This is a genomic window from Streptomyces sp. NPDC051243 (assembly GCF_044455405.1).
Lineage (GTDB): Bacteria > Actinomycetota > Actinomycetes > Streptomycetales > Streptomycetaceae > Streptomyces.
On record NZ_JBITES010000024.1, the window covers coordinates 126,567 to 145,649 of the forward strand.

General features: G+C 66.9%; 16 protein-coding genes and 1 pseudogene. 4 read left to right on the forward strand and 13 right to left on the reverse strand.

What is annotated here, in order from left to right; all coding sequences use genetic code 11:
* Nucleotides 1–21: 21 nt before the first annotated feature.
* Complete coding sequence (locus tag ACIBAG_RS42535) at nucleotides 22–492, forward strand: PPOX class F420-dependent oxidoreductase (RefSeq protein WP_399113070.1); 471 nt, start codon at nucleotides 22–24, stop codon at nucleotides 490–492.
* 9 nt (nucleotides 493–501) lie between these two features.
* On the opposite strand, the gene ACIBAG_RS42540 is transcribed toward ACIBAG_RS42535, so the two are convergent.
* The 8 genes from ACIBAG_RS42540 to ACIBAG_RS42575 all read right to left on the reverse strand — a co-directional run bounded on the left by ACIBAG_RS42540 (nucleotide 502) and on the right by ACIBAG_RS42575 (nucleotide 9,738).
* Nucleotides 502–1,266: a TetR/AcrR family transcriptional regulator gene (locus tag ACIBAG_RS42540; protein WP_399113071.1), complete on the reverse strand. Its 765-nt coding sequence runs from the start codon at nucleotides 1,264–1,266 to the stop codon at nucleotides 502–504.
* 62 nt (nucleotides 1,267–1,328) lie between these two features.
* Complete coding sequence (locus tag ACIBAG_RS42545; protein ID WP_399113073.1) at nucleotides 1,329–2,840, reverse strand: MFS transporter; 1,512 nt, start codon at nucleotides 2,838–2,840, stop codon at nucleotides 1,329–1,331.
* 102 nt (nucleotides 2,841–2,942) lie between these two features.
* A complete protein-coding gene (locus ACIBAG_RS42550; RefSeq protein WP_399113075.1) occupies nucleotides 2,943–5,147 on the reverse strand; it encodes an ArnT family glycosyltransferase in 2,205 nt (734 codons plus the stop codon).
* Nucleotides 5,144–6,607: a glycosyltransferase gene (locus ACIBAG_RS42555; RefSeq protein ID WP_399113077.1), complete on the reverse strand. Its 1,464-nt coding sequence runs from the start codon at nucleotides 6,605–6,607 to the stop codon at nucleotides 5,144–5,146. The genes ACIBAG_RS42550 and ACIBAG_RS42555 overlap by 4 nt, the downstream gene beginning before the upstream one ends.
* A gap of 14 nt (nucleotides 6,608–6,621) precedes the next feature.
* Nucleotides 6,622–8,241, reverse strand: a complete 1,620-nt coding sequence (locus ACIBAG_RS42560) for an ATP-binding protein (protein ID WP_399113079.1) — start codon at nucleotides 8,239–8,241, stop codon at nucleotides 6,622–6,624.
* Nucleotides 8,238–8,978 carry a response regulator transcription factor gene (locus ACIBAG_RS42565; RefSeq protein WP_399113081.1) on the reverse strand — a complete coding sequence of 247 codons (741 nt, stop codon included), beginning with the start codon at nucleotides 8,976–8,978 and terminating at the stop codon, nucleotides 8,238–8,240. The genes ACIBAG_RS42560 and ACIBAG_RS42565 overlap by 4 nt, the downstream gene beginning before the upstream one ends.
* 162 nt (nucleotides 8,979–9,140) lie before the next feature.
* Nucleotides 9,141–9,293: a hypothetical protein gene (locus tag ACIBAG_RS42570; protein ID WP_399113083.1), complete on the reverse strand. Its 153-nt coding sequence runs from the start codon at nucleotides 9,291–9,293 to the stop codon at nucleotides 9,141–9,143.
* A gap of 7 nt (nucleotides 9,294–9,300) precedes the next feature.
* The gene (locus tag ACIBAG_RS42575) at nucleotides 9,301–9,738 is read right to left on the reverse strand and encodes an ATP-binding protein (RefSeq protein ID WP_399113085.1); all 438 of its coding nucleotides are present in this window, start codon (nucleotides 9,736–9,738) and stop codon (nucleotides 9,301–9,303) included.
* 268 nt (nucleotides 9,739–10,006) lie between these two features.
* Between ACIBAG_RS42575 and ACIBAG_RS42580 the strand changes: the two genes are divergently transcribed.
* Together ACIBAG_RS42580 and ACIBAG_RS42585 are read left to right on the forward strand one after the other, a co-directional pair.
* On the forward strand, nucleotides 10,007–10,846 hold the full coding sequence (locus ACIBAG_RS42580; RefSeq protein WP_399113086.1) for a helix-turn-helix domain-containing protein: 840 nt from the start codon (nucleotides 10,007–10,009) through the stop codon (nucleotides 10,844–10,846).
* 2 nt (nucleotides 10,847–10,848) lie between these two features.
* A complete protein-coding gene (locus ACIBAG_RS42585; protein ID WP_399113088.1) occupies nucleotides 10,849–11,037 on the forward strand; it encodes a DUF397 domain-containing protein in 189 nt (62 codons plus the stop codon).
* On the opposite strand, the gene ACIBAG_RS42590 is transcribed toward ACIBAG_RS42585, so the two are convergent.
* Complete coding sequence (locus tag ACIBAG_RS42590; protein ID WP_399113090.1) at nucleotides 11,023–11,376, reverse strand: antibiotic biosynthesis monooxygenase family protein; 354 nt, start codon at nucleotides 11,374–11,376, stop codon at nucleotides 11,023–11,025. The two genes, ACIBAG_RS42585 and ACIBAG_RS42590, sit on opposite strands and share 15 nt — an antisense overlap.
* A 281-nt stretch (nucleotides 11,377–11,657) precedes the next feature.
* Nucleotides 11,658–12,587, reverse strand: coding sequence for a DUF1266 domain-containing protein (locus tag ACIBAG_RS42595; protein ID WP_399113092.1), 930 nt, complete (start codon nucleotides 12,585–12,587; stop codon nucleotides 11,658–11,660).
* Nucleotides 12,588–12,635: 48 nt separating this feature from the next.
* Here ACIBAG_RS42595 and ACIBAG_RS42600 point away from each other — a divergent pair, with 48 nt between their 5' ends.
* Nucleotides 12,636–13,055 carry a hypothetical protein gene (locus ACIBAG_RS42600; protein ID WP_399113093.1) on the forward strand — a complete coding sequence of 140 codons (420 nt, stop codon included), beginning with the start codon at nucleotides 12,636–12,638 and terminating at the stop codon, nucleotides 13,053–13,055.
* A 599-nt stretch (nucleotides 13,056–13,654) separates the two neighbouring features.
* On the opposite strand, the gene ACIBAG_RS42605 is transcribed toward ACIBAG_RS42600, so the two are convergent.
* The 3 genes and pseudogenes from ACIBAG_RS42605 to ACIBAG_RS42615 form a co-directional block, all read right to left on the reverse strand.
* Complete coding sequence (locus ACIBAG_RS42605) at nucleotides 13,655–14,143, reverse strand: hypothetical protein (protein ID WP_399113094.1); 489 nt, start codon at nucleotides 14,141–14,143, stop codon at nucleotides 13,655–13,657.
* A gap of 133 nt (nucleotides 14,144–14,276) precedes the next feature.
* Nucleotides 14,277–14,738, reverse strand: coding sequence for a hypothetical protein (locus tag ACIBAG_RS42610; protein ID WP_399113096.1), 462 nt, complete (start codon nucleotides 14,736–14,738; stop codon nucleotides 14,277–14,279).
* 751 nt (nucleotides 14,739–15,489) lie between these two features.
* Nucleotides 15,490–19,083: pseudogene (locus ACIBAG_RS42615) on the reverse strand (DUF6531 domain-containing protein); the annotation flags it as partial.

A 19,083-nucleotide genomic window follows, 5' to 3' on the forward strand; every position in this document is an offset into this window, starting at 1 on the left:
GTCAGCCCCTACGCTGAGCCCATGGCACCGAACATCGCGACCAACACCCGCGTCTCGCTCGAAGAGTTGCTGGACTTCGTACGGCCCCGGCACCGCGCCGTTCTCCTCACCCGGCGGTCCGACGGCAGCCCGCAGGCCTCGCCGCTGACCTGTGGGGTCGATGACTCGGGGCGGATCGTGATGTCCACGTATCCGGAGCGGGCCAAGACGCGGAACGCGAAGCGGGATGCGCGGGTGAGTGTCCTGGTCATCAGTGACGACTGGAACGGGCCCTGGGTGCAGGTCGACGGGACGGCGGAGGTCGTCGACTCGCCGGAGTCCGTGGAGCCGCTGGTCGAGTACTACCGGAACATCGCCGGGGAGCATCCGGACTGGGACGAGTACCGGCAGGCGATGGTCAAGCAGGGGAAGTCGATCATTCGGGTCACTCCCGAGAAGTGGGGACCGGTGGCCACCGGTGGGTTCCCGGCGCGGCTGGTTCAGGGGGACTGAGCGCCCCGCTCAGGTGGCGCTCCGCGCCACCATCGCCTCGATGCCCGCCACCAGCAGGTCCAGTGCGAACTCGAAGTCCCGTTGCCACATCTCCTCGACCGTGTCGCCGCCCCGGGCCTCCATGAGCTCCGCCGACTCCTGGACGATGTCGGCGGCCTCCGGGGACTGCGTCACCGTGCTCATGGCGTGGCGGAAGTAGTCGTCGGGGGTCATTCCGAAGGCCGCGCTACGGGCGATGAAATGGCCCTCGATCGTTCCGAAGCCGTACACGAACTGGAAGACGGCGGAGATGGCGGCGACCAGGCCGTGCGCGGGCAGCCCCGTCTTGCGGATGATCTGCTGCACGAGGCGGGAGAAGGCGAGGCTGTTCGGGCCGATGTTGACGTACGTGCCGATCAGCGGCGACAGCCACGGGTGGCGGACCAGCAGGTCGCGGTACATCCGGGCCAGAGCGCGAAGCTGGTCCCGCCAGTCCTCGTCCGCCTCCGCGTCGGGCAGCGTCAGTTCGCCGAACGCGGCGTCCAGGGCGAGTTCGAGGAGGTCGTCCTTGGTGTCGACGTACCAGTAGACGGACATCGCGGTCACGTTCATCTCGGCCGCCAGCCGCCGCATGGAGAACTTGGCCAGTCCTTCGGTGTCCAGCAGCCGGACGGTGGCCGCGGTGATGCGGTCGCGGTCGAGGCCTGAGGGTTGTCCCCCGCCTCGACCGCCACGCCGGGGTCTGCCCTCCAGCCAGACGCTGGTACGCCCCGCTTGCCCGGCTTCCCTCACCATGGCGCACCTTCCTGGACTCCGCCGACTGATCAAGATGCTAGGCGGCAACGTCCCCAAAGCTCTCAGGCGAACTCTGCCCGCTCAGCCCGCCGCAACAACGCCGCTGCGACCAACCCGCCGGCCAGCACAGCCACGGCACCGACCAACTGACTGGTCTCCAGGCCGGAGGCGAACGCGTCCATGATCCGCCCCTTGTCCGCCTCGCCGTCCGCCGATGCCAGCGCCGCCGGCAACGAACTCGCCGCCACCGGAACCAGCGCCGCGAAACGGGAGTTGAGGACCGCCCCGAGCACGGCGACCCCGAGACCGTTTCCGAACTCGGCCAGCGTGCCGTTGATCCCGGCGCCCACCCCTGCCTTCTCCGGAGGTATCGCACTCATGATCGCGTGTGCCATCGCCGGGTTGGCGATCGCGCAGCCGACCCCGATCAGCACCAACCCGAGCAATGTCCCGGCATAGCCGCCGGAGGCCAGCGTCGCGATGGACACCAGGCCCAGCGACATCATCACCATGCCCAGCGCGATGGACACGGGCATGCCCAGCTTCGCCGTCCACTTGGCCGACAGTCCCGAGAAGTTCAGTACGACCACCGTCAGGGCCAGCGGAGCCGTCCGCAGGCCGGCTTCCAGCGGGCCGTATCCGAGTACGAACTGCAGATGCTGCGTGAGCAGGAACAGCGCGCCGCCCATCCCGAAGACGATCAGTACGGCGCCCGCGACGGCGCCCGTGAAGCGGCGGTCCCTGAAGAAGTGCATGTCGAGCATGGGGTACGGGATACGGGTCTCCCAGTACACGAAGGCGGCCAGGACCGACACCGCCACCGCCGCCGTGAGCAGCACCCGGCCCGACGTCCAGCCGTGCTCGGGGCCGGAGATGATCGCGTACACCAGCGAGCTCATGCCGATGGTGGAGAGGAGGGCGCCGAGCAGGTCGGGGCGGTCGCCCCGGGGGTTCTTGGATTCCGGGACCAGGGCTACGACGGCCACCAGGCCCAGCGCCACCACCGGCAGGTTGATCAGGAAGATCGCGCCCCACCAGAAGTGGTCGAGCATGAAGCCGCCGACCAGCGGGCCGGCCGCGAAGCCGAGGGCGTTGACCGCGCTCCAGATGCCGATCGCCTTGGGCTGCTCCTGCGGGGAGAAGATCTGCATGGCGACCGCGAGTGTCGTGGTCAGGAGCAGTGCGCCGCCCACGCCCATGCCGGCCCGCGCGGCGATCAACTGGCCGGTCGTATCCGCAAGTCCGGCCACCAGCGAGCCCACGCCGAACAGGGCCAGGCCCGCCAGCAGCATCTTCTTGCGGCCGTAGCGGTCGGCGGCGCTGCCCGCCGTGAGCAGCAGGCCGGACTGGACGAGCGAGTACGCGTTGATCATCCACTGGATGTCGGAGGTGGCCGCGTTCAGCTCGCGGGTGAGCGAGGGGATGGCCACGTTCAGGACGGTGTTGTCGAGCAGCACGGTGAGCTGCGCGAGACAGATGACACCGAGGATCAGCCAGCGTTGGGGGTGACCGCCCGGCGACTGGGCATTCGGCTGCGGCTGGGCCGGGGCCTGTTCCTGGGGGGACGTCGTCATGTTGTACACCGTAGAACACTTCCTATACGGCGTACAACGGAGATACGGGAAGGGGGCGGTGGCTCCAGGCCCCCGCCCCTTCCGCCCCTTCGGATGAGACCGTCAGCTGTCGCTCTTCGGCTGCGTCAGGTCGTAGAACGTGGTGCCGTCGATCGTCACCGACTCGAAGTTCTCCTGGACCCAGGAGCTGATCTGCGAGGAGGTGCCGTTGCTGCTGCGGCCCATACCGCCACCGCTGCCGCTCGCGATGAAGTAGTGGATCTTGCCGTCCGCCACGTACTTCTTGAACTCGGCCAGCGTCGGGGACGGGTCGGTGCCGTTGAAGCCGCCGATCGCCATCACCGGGTCGCCGGTGGAGAGCTGGTAGCTCGCGGCGTTCTGGGCGCCGATCGCAGCGGCCATCCAGGTGTACGAGTCCGCGTTCTTCTCCAGCAGTTCCTTGGCCTCGTCGCCGACGCTGGCGCCGTTGAGCAGGCCGCCCATGCCGCCACCGCCGCCCATGCCGCCGCCGTCGCCGGTCTGACCGCCGGGCATGCCCTGGCCCTGGGTGCTGCCGTTGCCGTTCTGCTGGCCCTGCTGGTTGTTCTGGCCCTGCTGACCCGGCATGCCGCCGCCCGGGAAACCGTTGCCGTTCTGCTGGTTCTGCTGACCCTGCTGGTTCTGGCCGGGCATGCCGCCCCCGCCGGGACCGCCGCCCATGCCGCCGCCACCGCCGGGGCCGCCACGGCCGCCCGCGACCGCGGGACCCGCGGTGACGATCGAGCCGGTGTGGCCCTCGTTCACCGTGGTGAGGGTGTACGCGGCCGGACCGGCCAGCGCGGCCACGAGGCCCAACCCGACGACGCCCATGGTCAGTTGGCGACCGAGCTTCGAGGCGAAGATCAGGCCCAGGGCAGCCACCAGGCCGCCGACCAGCACGACCCACTTCAGCCAGGGCAGGTAGTCGGAGGAGCGGTTGAGCAGGACGTAACCCCACGCCGCGGTGGCCGTCATCGCGCCGGCCAGGGTGAGCGACGCCCACGCCTTGTCGCGCTTCTCCCAGAGCAGTGCCGCGCCCATGCCGATCAGCGGGGCGACGTAGGGGGCGAGGGCCACCGTGTAGTACTCGTGGAAGATGCCCTGCATGTAGCTGAAGACCACCATGGTGATCAGCAGTGAGCCGCCCCAGACCAGGAACGAACCGCGCGTCACCGAGGTGCGCCCGGCCTTGCGCGTGGCCACCAGGCCCGCGACCAGGAGGATCAGCGCGGCCGGGATCAGCCAGGAGATCTGGCCGCCGATGCTGGAGCTGAACAGCCGGTCCCAGCCGGTCTCGCCCCAGTTGCCACCGCCGTTGCCGCCACCGCCGCCGACGCTGCCGGTCTCCTCGCCGTTGAGCCGGCCCAGGCCGTTGTAGCCGAAGGTCAGCTCGAGGAAGGAGTTGTTCTGCGAGCCGCCGATGTACGGGCGGGATGAGGCGGGCCACAGTTCGACGATCGCGACCCACCAGCCGCCCGAGACGACGATCGCGGCGAGGCCGGCAGCCAGCTGGCCGATCCGCTTCTTGACCGTCACCGGGGCGCAGACGCCGTAGACGAGGGCGAGCGCGGGGAGGATCAGGAAGGCCTGCAGCGTCTTGGCGAGGAACGCGAAGCCGATCGCGACACCGGCCCACACCAGCCACTTGGTACGGCCGTCCTCCAGCCCCCGGATGACGAAGTAGCAGGCCACGGCCATCAGCAGGGCCAGCATCGCGTCCGGGTTGTTGAACCGGAACATCAGCGCCGCGACGGGGGTGAGCGCGAGCACGGCGCCCGCGATCAGACCGGCCGCGGGGCTGAAGCGACGGCGTACGGCCGCGTAGACCACGGCAACCGTGCCGACGCCCATGAGGACCTCGGGGAGCAGGATCGCCCACGAGCTGAGGCCGAAGAGGCGGACCGACAGGGCCATCGGCCACAGGGAGGCCGGGGGCTTGTCGACGGTGATGGCGTTGGCCGCGTCCAGCGAGCCGAAGAAGAAGGCCTTCCAGGACTGGCTGCCGGCCTGGACGGCCGCCGAGTAGAAGGAGTTGGCGTAGCCGGAGGCGCTGAGGTTGTAGAGGTAGAGGAGGAAGGCGGCGAGCAGGAGGCCGAGGAAGGCCGGGCGCGCCCAGCGCGGGTCCTCGGGGCGGCCGCGCCACAGCCGTCGTACGAAGGGCTGCTTGGGTTCAGCGGCGCCGGGCGTCGGTGCGGCCGGCGTGGGGGCCGGGGGTGGGCCCCAGGTGGCGGGACTCGTGCCTCTGTCGTCGGTCGCCGGGGTCGTCGTCCGGTCGTAGTGGATGGTCATCGGGAGTCCCTCGAGTCGGTGTCGTGCGGGCGCACCGGCTGGAGTTGCACGGTGGTGTCCCGCCAGGTGCCGTCCGCGGCTTCACCGGCGCGGAACTGTGCGGTGTCGTACGTGTACCGGGGCGTGCGCTGCGGCAGCGGGCCGTAGTTCTGCGGGTACGGCTGGGTGTAGTACGTCGGCGAGGACAGGGTGTGTGAGGCGACCACTGTCGACGGGGTGTCCTGCCGGTCAGGGAAGACCCACGCCCGGAAGAGCAGGAAGCGCAGCACGGTCGCCGCGAGGTTGGCGGCGATCAGCACCGCGAGCTCGGTGGAGTGCGCGGGGTCGCTGCTGGCCGCGTTCAGGGCGGCGAGCGAACCGCTGGTGAGGGCGAGTCCGATGCCGAAGACGACCAGGCCCTGCGCCTGGTGCCGTACGGCGCCACCACGGCCGCGCACTCCGAAGGTGAGGCGCCGGTTGGCCGCCGTGTTGGCGATCGCGGAGAGGAGCAGGGCGAGCGCGTTGGCGATCTGGGAGCCGGTGAAGACGCGGAAGCCGCTGTAGAGGAGCAAGTAGAAGAGGGTCGACAGGCCGCCGACGACGCAGAAGCCGACGAGTTGGCGAGCCAGGCCCTTGGGTACGTCCTCGATCTCGCGGTCGCGCGGGTCGTCACCGAAGGGCCGGGTGAGCCGGTCGAGTGGGAGCGAGCCTCCGGCCAGGGCCTTGCCGACCCGCCATACGCCCTTGAGGTCGTCGGTCGCCGTCTTCACGATGTGGACGGTGGAGTTGGGGTCGTCGACCCAGTCGACGGGGACTTCGTGGATACGGAGTCCGGCCCGCTCGGCGAGCACCAGCATCTCGGTGTCGAAGAACCAGCCGGTGTCCTCGACGAGGGGCAGGAGCACCTGCGCGACATCCCGCCGTATGGCCTTGAAGCCGCACTGGGCGTCCGAGAAGCGGGCCTGGAGCGAGCCGCGGAGTATGAGGTTGTACGCGCGGCTGATGAACTCCCGCTTGGGTCCGCGGACGACCCGGGAGCTCCGGGCGAGCCGGGAGCCGATCGCGAGGTCCGAGTGACCGGAGATCAGCGGCGCCACCAGCGGGAGCAGGGCGTTGAGGTCGGTGGACAGGTCCACGTCCATGTAGGCGAGGACCGGCGCGTCCGAGGCGGACCAGACGGTCCGCAGCGCCCGGCCGCGGCCCTTCTGCTCCAGCCGGAAGGCCCTGACCTCCGGGAGCTCCGCCTCCAGCCGCCGCGACACCTGGGGGGTGGAATCGGTCGACGCGTTGTCCGCGATCGTGATGCGGAACGCGTACGGGAACGTGCGCTTGAGGTGATCACGCAGTCTCAGCACACACGGCTGGAGGTCCTTCTCCTCGTTGTAGACGGGGATCACTACGTCCAGGACAGGCGTACCGGCGTCGCCGGCCGGGAGGGGCTCCCGCGCCGGCAGGGTGCCGGGAGAAGAGTCGGTTCGCATGGCACCGACTTTCGTCAGGCGCCCTGTTCCGCCCATGTGGTGACGCTGTGCTGTGCCTGTGAGTGCTGTTGCCAGCTCATTTCGGGGCTCGGCGCAGTCGGGAGCGCAGGCAGCTGCACGGTGAAAGCGGTGCGTCCGGGCACGCTGTCGACGGTCACGGCACCGCCGTGCGCGGTGGCCACGGCCTGCACGATCGCGAGGCCGAGGCCGGTCGAGCCGGTGGCACGGGTGCGTGCGGAGTCGCCTCGCGCGAACCGTTCGAAGACATGCGGGAGCAGGTCCGGTGGGATGCCGGGGCCGTTGTCTTCGACGTCCACGCACAGCCAGGGGCCCCGCTTTTGGACACGGGCGGTGACCGTCGTACCGGGTGGTGTGTGGTTGCGTGCGTTGCCGAGCAGGTTGACGAGGACCTGTTGGAGCCGGGCCGCGTCCGCCGAGACGAGCGCGGGCTCGTCGGGCAGGTCGAGGCGCCAGTTGTGGTCCATGCCGGCCGCGCGGGCGTCGCTGATGGTGTCCACGACGAGCGGGATGAGGTCGGTCTGCTCGAACTGGAGGGGCCGTCCGGCGTCCAGCCGGGCGAGCAGCAGCAGATCCTCCACGAGGAGGGTCATACGCCCGGCCTCGGACTCGATACGGCCGAGGGCGTGCTTGGTGTCCGGCCCGACCTCTTCTCTCCCGCGCCGGGTCAGCTCGGCGTACCCCCGGATGGAGGCGAGCGGCGTACGCAGCTCATGGCTGGCGTCGGCCACGAACTGCCGTACCCGCATCTCGCTCTGCTGGCGGGAGTGCAGGGCGCCGTGGACGTGGTCCAGCATGCGATTGAGCGCGGCGCCGACCTGGCCGACCTCGGTGTGCGGGTCGGTCTCGGACTCCGGGACGCGTTCGCTGAGGTTGACCTCGCCGGTGTGGAGGGGGAGTTCGGAGACCCGGGTGGCGGTGGCGGCGACTCGGCGGAGGGGGCGGGTGGCTACGCCGACTATGACGGTGCCGGCGATACCGGCGGCGACCAGGGCGGCGGCGGTGACGCTGGCCTCGATGAGCATGAGGGTGTTGAGGGTGCCGGTGACTTCCTCGGTGGGGAGGGCGACGTAATAGCTGCCGTTGTCGCCCGTCTTGTACTCGACGCGGTACTCGCCGAGGGAACCGAGGTCGACGGTGTGCTTCTTGCCGTCCTGGGAGGCACGGTTGAGCGCCTCGATCTCGGCCTCGGTGAGGTCGTTGGCCACTCTCCCGCTGTAGTCCGTGCTGTTCTCGGGGTCCTTCTCACCGATCTTGGCGTCGGTGATGCTGCCGTTCCGCACCTTGGCGATGATCGTGCCGGACGGCTGCGGACCCCGCGTGACGAAGTCCTCGAGGTTGAAGGTCGGGCGCTGCTTGGCGACCGCGCCGCTCGAGTTGAGGTCGCCGCCGGGAGGCCCACCGAAGCCGACCGCCCGACCGACGGCCTCGGTCAGCTTGTCGTCCAACTGGTCGTACAGATGGGACCGCAGCGCAAGCGTCGTCACCGTACCGATCACCGCGCACACGACAGCGATCAGCACCAGGGACGCGACGACGAGCCGCGTCCGCAGGGTGCGCGGCTGCCCCGCCCACCTCTGCCGCTTCTGCGCACGCGGTCGCCGTCGCCCGCTCATGACGCCGCGGGCTTGATCAGGTAACCGGCACCACGCCGGGTGTGGATCATCGGCTCACGACCGGCGTCGATCTTCCGACGCAGATAGGAGATGTAGAGCTCGACGACATTGGCCTGCCCGCCGAAGTCGTACGACCACACGCGGTCAAGTATCTGGGCCTTGCTGAGCACCCGCCGAGGATTCCGCATCAGGAACCGCAGCAGCTCGAACTCGGTGGCGGTGAGGTGGATGTTCTCCCCGGCCCGCGAGACCTCGTGGCTGTCCTCGTCCAGCGTCAGGTCACCGACGACGAGCACGGAGTCCGACTTCCGGTCGGCGGCACCGGAACGCCGGATGAGCCCACGCAGCCGGGCCACGACCTCCTCCAGGCTGAACGGCTTGGTGACGTAGTCGTCGCCACCGGCGGTGAGCCCGGCGATACGGTCCTCGACCGCGTCCTTGGCGGTCAGGAACAGCACCGGCACGTCCGGCAGCTCACGCCGCAGCCGCCCGAGGACGGTCAGCCCGTCCATGTCCGGCAGCATCATGTCCAGAACGACGGCGTCGGGCCGGAATTCCCGCGCGGTCTGAACGGCACCCGTGCCGTCCCCCGCACTCCGGATCTGCCACCCCTCATAGCGAAGGGCCATGGACAGCAGCTCGGTGATCGACAGCTCGTCGTCCACCACAAGCACTCGGACGGGGCTCCCGTCCGGCCTCAGCAGTTCGGTGCGCCCCTGGGGCGAGGTCGTGGTCATGCTGGAAACAATGTCGGGGCCCTCTTAGAACACGCTTTCCGCAACCTGTGAATCTCCTGAGAAACGCACAGGAGACTCTTAGGGGGCGTCTGGGTGGTCGATACGGGAGACTCACCGTGGGGGCGGGCGAAGCGGAGGGGTCTGCAGTGTGGAACCCGCAGGTCAGCCCTGAGTGTCGGGGCCGAAGTGGACCGGGATGCACTGGTCGTGCAGCCGCGCGCTGGCGGCCGTGAAGTCGGCGGGGGTGACGGCCGCACAGCGCACGTTCAGATCACAGACAACGACTGGGTGGGCGTCGGACCGTCGGCGGCTCATGTGAACACTACGCACTGACGCCCCGGTCGATGTCGAGTTCCGCCCAGACGGTCTTGCCCACGGTGAGTTTCTCGACCGCCCACCGATCGGCGTACGCATGGACGAGGAGGAGCCCGCGGCCGAACTGGTCGTCGGGGTCGGCGTTGCGGGCGGCTGGGAGCCGTTCTCCTCGCGGGTCACTGACGGCGACCCGGAGCGCCTTGCCAGTAAGGGAACTCTCGACGCGGAAGAGGCGATCCCTGAGGCAGCCGTGCAGTAAGGCGTTGGTGCACAACTCGCTTGCCAGTAGGGAGGCGGCGTCGGCGAGGCCGGGATGGCCCCAGGCGAGGGCGAGTTGGGCGACGTGTCTGCGGGCGAGGGGGATGTTGCGGGGGTACGGGGTGTAGCTGGCGGTGTCGTAGCGGTCGTAGGCCTTGGGGAGTGGGGGAGGGCAGGAGTCGGTCACGGGGTCCTCCGGAGATACGGGAGTTGGGGTGGCTCCGCCGCGCTACGTCCATGCAGGCAGCACGGTGCACTTCCACCAACCACTTCACTGCGTTGTTCCTTGAGCACTGAAAGTGGCGAAGCAGTGATCCGCCCGCAAGCAGTCTGGAAGAAATATATCTTGAGGTTCGGTTGCATCGTCCCGACCAGGGGCGAAAGACTGGCGGTGGATCTGGGAGGTAACGGCCGTGACTGCAGACGAGTTCAGACGCGGAGGCAGCGTTTCGACAGTGCTGGCACGCAAGTTGGGAGGTGAGTTGCTGCGCCTGCGAGAGAAGGCCGGCTTGACTCAGCCCCAGGCCGCGGAGGCGCTGTCGGCAACCGCAGCGAAAGTCGCGAAGATGGAACGGGGATGGGTGCCGCTCCGCGACCCGGACATCCGCGCGCTGTGCGAGCTGTACGGCACGACCGATCCAGACGCTGTGGGACGTCTACTGAGGCTCGCCCGCACGGACCGCGAACGTCGTAAGGCAAAGGGGTGGTGGAACCAGTACCCGGGGCTCCGATCCCTCGTGGAGTATGTGGCCCTCGAGGACATCGCGACCAACGTCCGAACGTGGCAGTCGGCCATCGTCCCCGGCCTGTTGCAGACCGCGGACTACGCCCGGGCGCTGGCTGTCGGAAACGGCTCTTGGGAAGACCCGGACGAGATCGAGCCGTTCGTCGAGTCGCGGATGACGCGGCAAGGCCGACTGAAGGCAGAGAACCCGCTGGAGTTGTGGGCTGTCGTTCACGAAGGAGCACTTCGCCAACTCGTTGGTGGGCGTGAGGTCATGCGGTCCCAACTCGGCCACTTGATCGACGTGTCGCGGCAGCCGAACGTGAAGCTCCAGGTCCTGCCGTTCCTGGCCGGTGCCCACCCGGGCATGACGAGCGCCTTCACCATCGTGTCGTTCGCGGAACCCGGCGCGATGGACGTGGTCTATATGGACACGACCTCGTCTACGCTGTGGCTGGAGAGCGGGGAGGACGCAGTTCGGCACAACGACACGTTCGAGCGGATCGCCCGTGGTGGGCTTGCTCCTCGCGATTCCACCGAGCTGATTGAACGCATCCGCAAGGAGCTGTGAGCGTGCCGCACTTCGAGTTCGTCAAGTCCAGCTACAGCGGCGGCAACGCGGGTCAGGAGTGCGTCGAAGTCGCCCGCAACACCCCCGGCGCCGTCGCTGTCCGAGACTCCAAGGACACGGACGGACCGATACTCCAGCTCATACCCGGCGCCTGGACGGCCTTCCTTCGCCTGGTTTCACATCACCGCTGAAGCGCCCTTGGGCGAGGGCGGCACGTCACCGGTCCCGTCGGCGTTTCCGCTACTCGCCCGCTCGAACCCCTTGCTGTGCTCGACCCTGGCGATGTGCAGCGAGTAGCTCTCGTACCAGTGCGCACGCCCGTACGCCTTGGCCGCGCGGTGCTCCGCGTGGTCCCGCCACTGCTCGATGCCGGCGAGGTCCCTGAAGTAGGCAACGGTGATCGAGAGACCGCCGGGGGTGCGGGCGGAGTCCTCGCCGAGGAACCCGGGGATCCCTTTCACAAGTTCGCCCATGCGCTGGGCGGTCGTGCCGTACCCATCGTCGCTCTCGGTGCGGAAGGAGCTGAACACGACGGCGTAGTAGGGAGGGTCGTAGGCAGGAACGGGAACAGACACTGGAACAACAGGTGCAATACGGTGATCGCTCATGTCACCTACGGTCGGCTCCCGCACCCCGCGGCGTCCAGGTTCCTTACCGAAAGGGATCCCGGAGGGATCCAACTCTTTACCCTCACCGTTCCTTCTGCTCGCAGTCCACGGACTCTGGCCTGCCTGCAGGCGGCATGCTTACCGAAAAGGGATGTTGAGCCAGGGGCTGCCCGGCTCCGACATCAGGATTCGATGGACGGTGATCATGTCCTGGACCAGCTGCCGAACTTGTCGTTGTCGAAGTGCAGACAGCGGCCGAGGATGAAGCCGACGGAAAACTCCTGCCAGGACTTGTAGCAGCGGGCCGCGCGGTGCCCAGCTTCAACGACGGCCGCCTCCGCCTCCGACAACTCGCAGTGGCGCGTGCTCAGTCCCCAGCGCGCCATGCATGACGCCCGGCCGAGGTCCCAGGCGTCGCCGGAGGTGACGCACTGGCTCTCGCCAAGAATTCCGTCGGCCCGCATACGGGCCTCGTAGCGGGTGATCCTGCCGATGATCTGCTGGACGCGATTGACCCGCGCCTCGGTCTCGGCCTCGGAGACGGGCGCGGTCCTGGTGACGCCGTCTGGGGTGAGCACGGTCCCGCCCTCCGCACGCGCGCGTAGGACCCGGCCGGCAGCAGCGAGCCAGTGGCCGGTCTCGACATGGCCGCCGAAGTCACGGGCGATGGCACGGCGCAGGCCGAGGGCGAACTCCCAGACCGAGTTGGCGCCTTCGGTGGCCAGCAACGCATGCAGCTGTGCCTGCCACTCCCGGTAGCTGGTGACGCCCCACGACTTGCGCAGCATCTGGCGCTCCATGCGATAGCCGTTGCCGTGGTAGGCCAGCGCGTTCCAAGGTCGACCGTGATGGACGATGATGTGGGCGCCGCAGGCCAGTCCGTGGGCCACAGGTCCGTGCAGCGGGCCACCCACACGCAGGGTCCGCAGCGCCGGCTGGTCCGACGGGCCGTCGCCCCGCTTGGAGTACTGCGCCCAGGTGTGCGAGTGCGGCGGCGCGGCAGGCAGGAACGCCTCACATGGACTGCCCGGATTGATGACGATCACCGCAGGAAAGTTGGGCCTCCAGTCCTGCGCGAAATGCCTGAGCTCTCTCCAGTCGAAGACGCGGTGCGGCTCGGGCGCGGGCAGCATGCCCTCGGTATATACCGCCCATATCCTGCCGTCGGGGACCCGGGGGTCATGCCCGAACACGAAGTAGGTGTTCAGAATTTTGGCCTCCGCCTTTTCCCGCAGGACCTCGAAGTACAGCCGGTTCCGCGCAAGCGTCGCGAAGTAGGCCGGCCAGCCCTCACAGGACTTGGCTTCGTAAAGCGTCTGCTCTACTTCGGTCGGTGGGGTCCAGGAGGATGGCGTGGGAAGGCCGAAGCCAGCGGGCGGTGGACCGAACGACATGAGAATATCTACCTCTTTATGCCCGCTGAAAAGTGGGCCTTTTTGCTTTCAGCTCAGGTGGGTCTCACCAAAGATGATGAGGTCGTCCATGCCCGGGTACCACAGGTCGTCAATTCGATCGAGAACCGCACTGTATGCAACTGTCGCAGCTATGCCGTCTGCGGGCCACGCGACAAGAACCTATTGGCCGACATCCTCGACTTTTGAACGCATGGCGCTACTCAAGTCGCCCGGATCAAATTCCGAGACGCCTAGGGAGATTTCCGCCTTCCTACGGAGCGCGATTAACCCCGCAAGGGATCCACCCACCACCTGGAGGAATTCATTGAAAATTTCCGAGCTTGCGCGAGACCCCATTGAGTCCAGCGTTTCTTTGAGATGTGGAGGCATTTAATATCCCTTTAGGTGATCTCGCGGGATAACTTTCCCTAGTTCCCTACGGTGACATTCCATGGCTACCCTGCCATGGCGGCCAGCCGATATACCGTTAGCCGGGGCGGAGGGGCTGTCTCCGGGAACCAGTTACGGGCACACGTACCCCTTCCTCGTTCCCCTAGGCCCTTTCGGTTGTGGACGCAAGCCACCATAATGAAACTCGGCCTCAATTCAGCCGATTGGTTTGCCAGGGAGGGCGTCAAGGCAGTCGAACAGATTGCGCACCATTCCCGAATCTAGCACTCTGCGATAGCGGCGCTTTTTTCGCGCACAAATCGATACTCGGCCGACAGAGTCCATCAAGTGATGTCCATTCCATCACTCACACTGCACGCATAAGCTGGATAGTGTCAGCAGAATTGTCGGCAGGGTCAATGCCAAAAATTTCGGTCCTCCAACGAGAGTTCGACAATCGCCTCATTCTGCACTTGCTCAAGGTCACGAATATAGGGTGCGACATTCGGATTCTTGGTGCAGAAAGTAACATTGGCTGTCATCGTGTCGTCGTTGACCCCACCCAATGAGAGGGAAATGTAAGCCATCACTTCCTGGTCACCGAAGTACTTACTGGCCTCACAAAGGGCGCCGAAAGCGTAAGAGAGGCACCTTCTAAGCAGAAGAGCTGTTCGTTCTGGCTCGGCCGTAGGCATGTCGCAATCAACAATTCCTCGACCATTGATTGACGCTTCCTCCTGAAGTACGTCGAAATAGGTGTAGGTGACTTCCGGGATCAGCGCTGTCAGGACACGAGCTCCGTTTGGCGTGTACGACCACCCCGCTCTCTTGACCTCCAGGAACATGGCTGGAATGTCTTCATCTCCAAGGCTCGAAATTGGGAATTCAGTGAGCAGCTTGGACATTCTTTGATTTGTTCGCATGGTCATACTTCGCCGAGCGCTGCGAGCCCCTTTCTGATTGCCCCAGTAAATCCAGGCTTGCCGCCTACGGCCTTCTCGACCGAACGGACTCCCCAATCTGTATACCCGAGAAGGCTCACTGGTCCCCGATATTCCAGTTGAGCGGCAATTCCGCCTCACAGAAGACGCAGAAAAAATAGGAATCCTTCACCAGATTACGTTCGGCACAAGTGGGGCACAGGCGAAACGTAAAGGTTTCAGTAAAACCTGAAGGATGTTTAATTCCAAGACGTCTTAAGGAATACTCCACCGCCACCCAAGAATCGATGCCCGGGCAGTAGCCAGTCGAGTGATTATTTACGCTGGACACCTCCCATTCTCCCAAAGGTCTTGCGAAGGAGATTTCGCCCGCGCTCAAAACTGCTCCGCCTGCTGCACATGCGACGTGCTCGCTCCGGCGAGGCGCCAGTCGAAGAGTCCTGTCCAGATCAATCGTGAATGTGAATGGCTCGCCTTGATCGCCTTGCGGCTGAGCATTGATCCACGAGCCCAGTTCGCGAAGGGTGAAAATGCGGGCCCCCTCAGAACTGTCACCCACCTCCTCCTTTATGCTTTGAGGGCCAACATAGCGATACGATCTGAGCCTCGGAGCAGTCACTGCAATTCCTTCAGTGGTGCAGGAATACCGGATCCCCATGCCTGCCAGCCCGTGAAGAATAAATGCTCAGTCAAAACAGGACCGTATGGTCCAGTTGACACGCACGTACGGGCAATCTGTGCCAATTCTCTCAGAATGGACTCAATTCCCTGATCCTCCTGCGATTCAGGGAGCTTCGACCAGCAGCCAACCCAGGCAGCACTAGCCGGCTCGGTGGTCCGCACGCAGACCCAGACGCGTTCGGGTTGCTCGACGTCTCCGTGGAATATTTCCGCCATCATGCGAAAAGGGCCACCGAGAGGGACCTGGTTCATGCCGATCACCTCCGTATGGCAAATTCTATAAGAACACCGGGATCCATCTCTCCCGTACCTATTCTACGCACGATCTCCGCAGTTCGATGATGCCCGCCTGTAATGTGTATTTCAGATCCGGGATATTGAATTGAATCTTGAGGGCCCCAGTCCCGGAATCCGCTGATTGGGTCATCTCCCTGTGGTCCGCCGAACCGCAGCAAGTCATCATTGGACAGGTTTCTCACTCCTCCATGTCCAGCAACGTCTCCACCGTACATCTGTGCATCGGTGAGTGGATGACTTGCGATCCTGTGCTCTACCAACTCACCGGCGCGGACATAGAACCTGTCAAGGCTCGGGTGAACCGGTACCTCTGCAAGGTGGGCGTTAGGGGCACATGGTGCGAGCCCGAGCGGGTCGGTCCTGGTATGAGGGTTATGGACGTATGTCGTTGAGTTCGGTGCGGGTTCGAGACCCAGAGGATCGGGGGTGAGGTAGCGGGCGGTTTCTGGTTCGTAGTGGCGGAAGTAGTTGTAGTGGAGGCCGGTTTCGGGGTCGTAGTACTGGCCGGGGAAACGGAGAGGCGTGTAGGTGGTGCTGTTTGCGCCCCAGGCGGTGGTTCCCCACAGGGTGCTGCGCGTGCGCCAGGCGATGTCGCCATGCTCGTCGATGAGTTCGCTGGGGGTGCCGACAAGGTCGGTGATGATGGTGAAGAAGCGGGAGTCGATCTCGTCCTGTGAGGCGTCAGCTGCCGCGATGCGTTCCGTCTGGGAGATCGGGCTCAGGCCTCGGTGGTCCCAGGTGAGGGTGACCGGGTGGGGCAGGTCGGCAGACTCCGTGGTCTGTTCGCAGAGTGTGGTGCCGTCCCAGGTGAACGTCACCCGCTCGATGACCGTTTCGCCGTCGTCGGCGAGGCGGAGTTTGGCCGTGCGGCGGCCCAAGGGGTCGTAGGTGTAGTGCCAGCGGGTGCCGTCGGGGGTGGTGACGGCGGTGAGGCGGTCCTCGGTGTCCCACTCGTAGCGCCAGGTGTCCGGCTTGCGGGACAGGCGGGTCTTCTGGCGGAGGGTGATGCGGCCGAGGGCGTCGTGTTCGTAGCGGACGTTGCCCGCGCGGGTGATGCGGGTGCCCACGTAGTCGCGTGTGCCTACCGCCTCCTGGCCGGGGTGGTTGGCCGGCCAGGACGCCTGTGTCTGGTTGCCCGCCTCGTCGTAGGCGTACCGCTCCGTCCAGTCCGCCGCGTGCACCGCCGTCACCCGGCCTGCCGCGTCCAGGTCGAAGCGACGGGAGCCGGACAGGTGGTCGTCGATGCCGGTCAGGTTGCCGTCGGCTCGGTAGGTGTACGCCCGGGACTGGACCGTGCGCTCGCCAGCACCGGTCACCGTCTGGGACGTCAGGCGGCCGAGTTCGTCGAAGGCGTGCTGGAGGGTGACCGTCTCGCCGATGTGGCGGGTCAGTTCGCGGCCTGCCGCGTCGTAGGTGAAGTCGATGGCGCGGCCCGACGCCACCATGCCGGTGCGGCGGCCTGCCGCGTCGTACGACCACGTCGTCGTCGCGCCTGTTGGAGTCGTACGGCCTGTTCGGCGGCCCATCTCGTCGTACGTGTACGTCAGTTCACGGCCGTCGACCGTCTCCGATCGCACCCGTCCGACGCGGTCCCGCACCACCGTCAACGTCGTGCCGTCCGGGCTCGTCGCCTGGGCCAGTTGGTCTTTCGTGTCGTATGCGTACGTCGTTACACGGCCCGCCGCGTCCTTGCGGGTCACCCTGCCCAGTTCGTCACGTTCGAAGGTGACGGCCTCGCCGAGCGCGTTGGCACGGGCGGTCAAGCGACTTGCGGCGTCGTAGGTGTAGGTGAGCGTGCGGTCGTCGAAGTCCGTCTCCGCCACCAGGCGTCCGGCCGCGTCGTACTCGTAGCTCCAGGTCAGGCCCTGCGGGTTCGTGACCTTCGTCAGGTTTAGTTCGGTGTCGTGGGCGAACTCGTAGCGGACGCCGTCCGGGCCCGTGCGGGCCGTCATCAGGTCGAAGTGGGTCTATTCGTAGTGGGAGACGGCGCCCATGGCGTCGGTGTGGCTGGTGCAGTTGCCTTCGCCGTCGTAGGTCCAGGATTCCGTGGTGCCGTCGGGGGCCGTGCGGCGGGAGGGGCGGCCCTCGACCGTCCATTCCAGGCGGGTCACCGCGCCTGTCGGGTCCGTGATCGTGACAGGGCGGCCGAAAGTGTCTCGTTCGTAGCGGGTCACTGCCCCCAGCGGGTCCGTGATCTCCAGGGGGAGGCCTGCCGGGTTGCAGCGGACCGTGGTTGTCGCGCCTGTCGCGTCCGTGACCGTCGCCAGGTGGCCGCGGTCGTCGTAGGTGAAGTGGGTCGTGGTTCCGGACGCGTCGGTTACGGCCGTGCGGTTGCCGAAGGCGTCGTACTGCTGGGTGACATGGGTGCCGTCGGGGCCGGCTATGGAGACGGGCAGGCCCTGGTCGTTGTAGCCGATGCTGGTGTAGCGGCCGTCGGGGCGGATGGCCAGGACCGTGCGGCCTGCCTCGTCGTATGCGTGGCTGATCGTGCGGCCGAGGGGGTCGGTGATCGTCAGCGGGCGGTCGTAGTGGTCGTATGTGGTGTGGGTCGTGGCGCCGTCGGGGCCGGTCTCGGCGATCACCTGGAGGTCGTTGTTGACCTGGTAGTGGGTGCTGTGGCCCAGGGAGTTGGTCGCGGTGATCGTGCGGTGGCCGGTGGCCGGGTCGATGTCGCCGTAGGTGAAGGTGTTGCGCAGGTGGCCTGCGTCGCCCGATTGGGAGGTGCAGCGGCCCTCGTCGTCGTAGACGTAGTGGTAGGACGAGTTGTTGGTGTCGGTCCAGGCGGTTATGCGGCCCAGACCGTCGTTGGTGAAGCGGGTCGGGAGGCCGGAGGAGTTCGTCACTGCCGACAGGTGGCCCTGGTCGTCGTAGCCGAAGCGGACCAGTTCGGTGTCGCCGCCGTCGGCAGCCCCGTCGCCAGTCCCGTCGGCCAGGCGCAGGGCGGTTATTCGGTCCCCGGTCGTCTCGATCTTGAGGTGGTAGCCCGCCGAGTGCACGATCGCCGTCGGGGCGCCGCCGTCGTGGTCGTACTCGAAGGTGAGCCACTGGCCGGAGCGGTCGGTGATCTGTTCCAGCAGGGCGATGCCGTTGCCGTCGCCGCCCGGGGCCGCGAAGTACCAGGTGCGGCCGGAGGCGGGGTCGGTGACGGTGTAGTCGCCGTAGGCGTCGATGGTCAGGGGGTAGGGGGCTCCGGCCAGGGGGAGGGTGGGTACGCCGGGCGCGGGGTGCGGGTAGGCCAGGAGCGAGCCGTCCTCGCGGATGCAGATGACGCCCTCGGCGTCGATCTCCAGGCGCTGGTCGGCGGTGGAGGTCCACTTCGGGCCGAACCAGCGGCCCGCCTCGTAGGACGACTCGAACTGGCGGGTGAAGGCCAGCGGCAGTTTGGCGGGCAGGGTCACGTCGGTCTGCGGCAGTGACATCCGGCCGGTGGCCATGTCGATCGGGTCGCCGCCGAACAGCTTGCACCACAGTTGCCTGGCGGTGTTGCGGATCGATGTGGTCACGCTGTTGCGCGCCCCTGCCGTCGCCGCGCCCTTGGCAGCCCCCCGCGCCGCACCACGCGCCGCACCCGTGGCGCCCTTGCCACCGATCAGGTTCGAGGCGAGGTAGCCCATCGCGTCGGCCGGGTCATCGCCCCAGCCGCTGCCGATGATGGCCTTGGGCAGGCGTTCGGGATGGGCGGCGGTGCTCACCAGGCCGGCCAGCACCATGTTGGCGTTCTTCTCGTACTCACCGGGGTGGGTGAGGTTGTACGGGTCATACGGGTTGACCATGCGGACCAGCTGCACCGCGTCCGCGGCGCCCTTGAGGAAACCACCCACGACGTGGGCTTGGTTCAGCGTGGTGCTCACGACGGCGTCCACGACGTCGGCCTTCAGCCGTTCGGTGAACTCCGGCTTCGGCGGGGCCGTCTCCAGGGCGTCGGC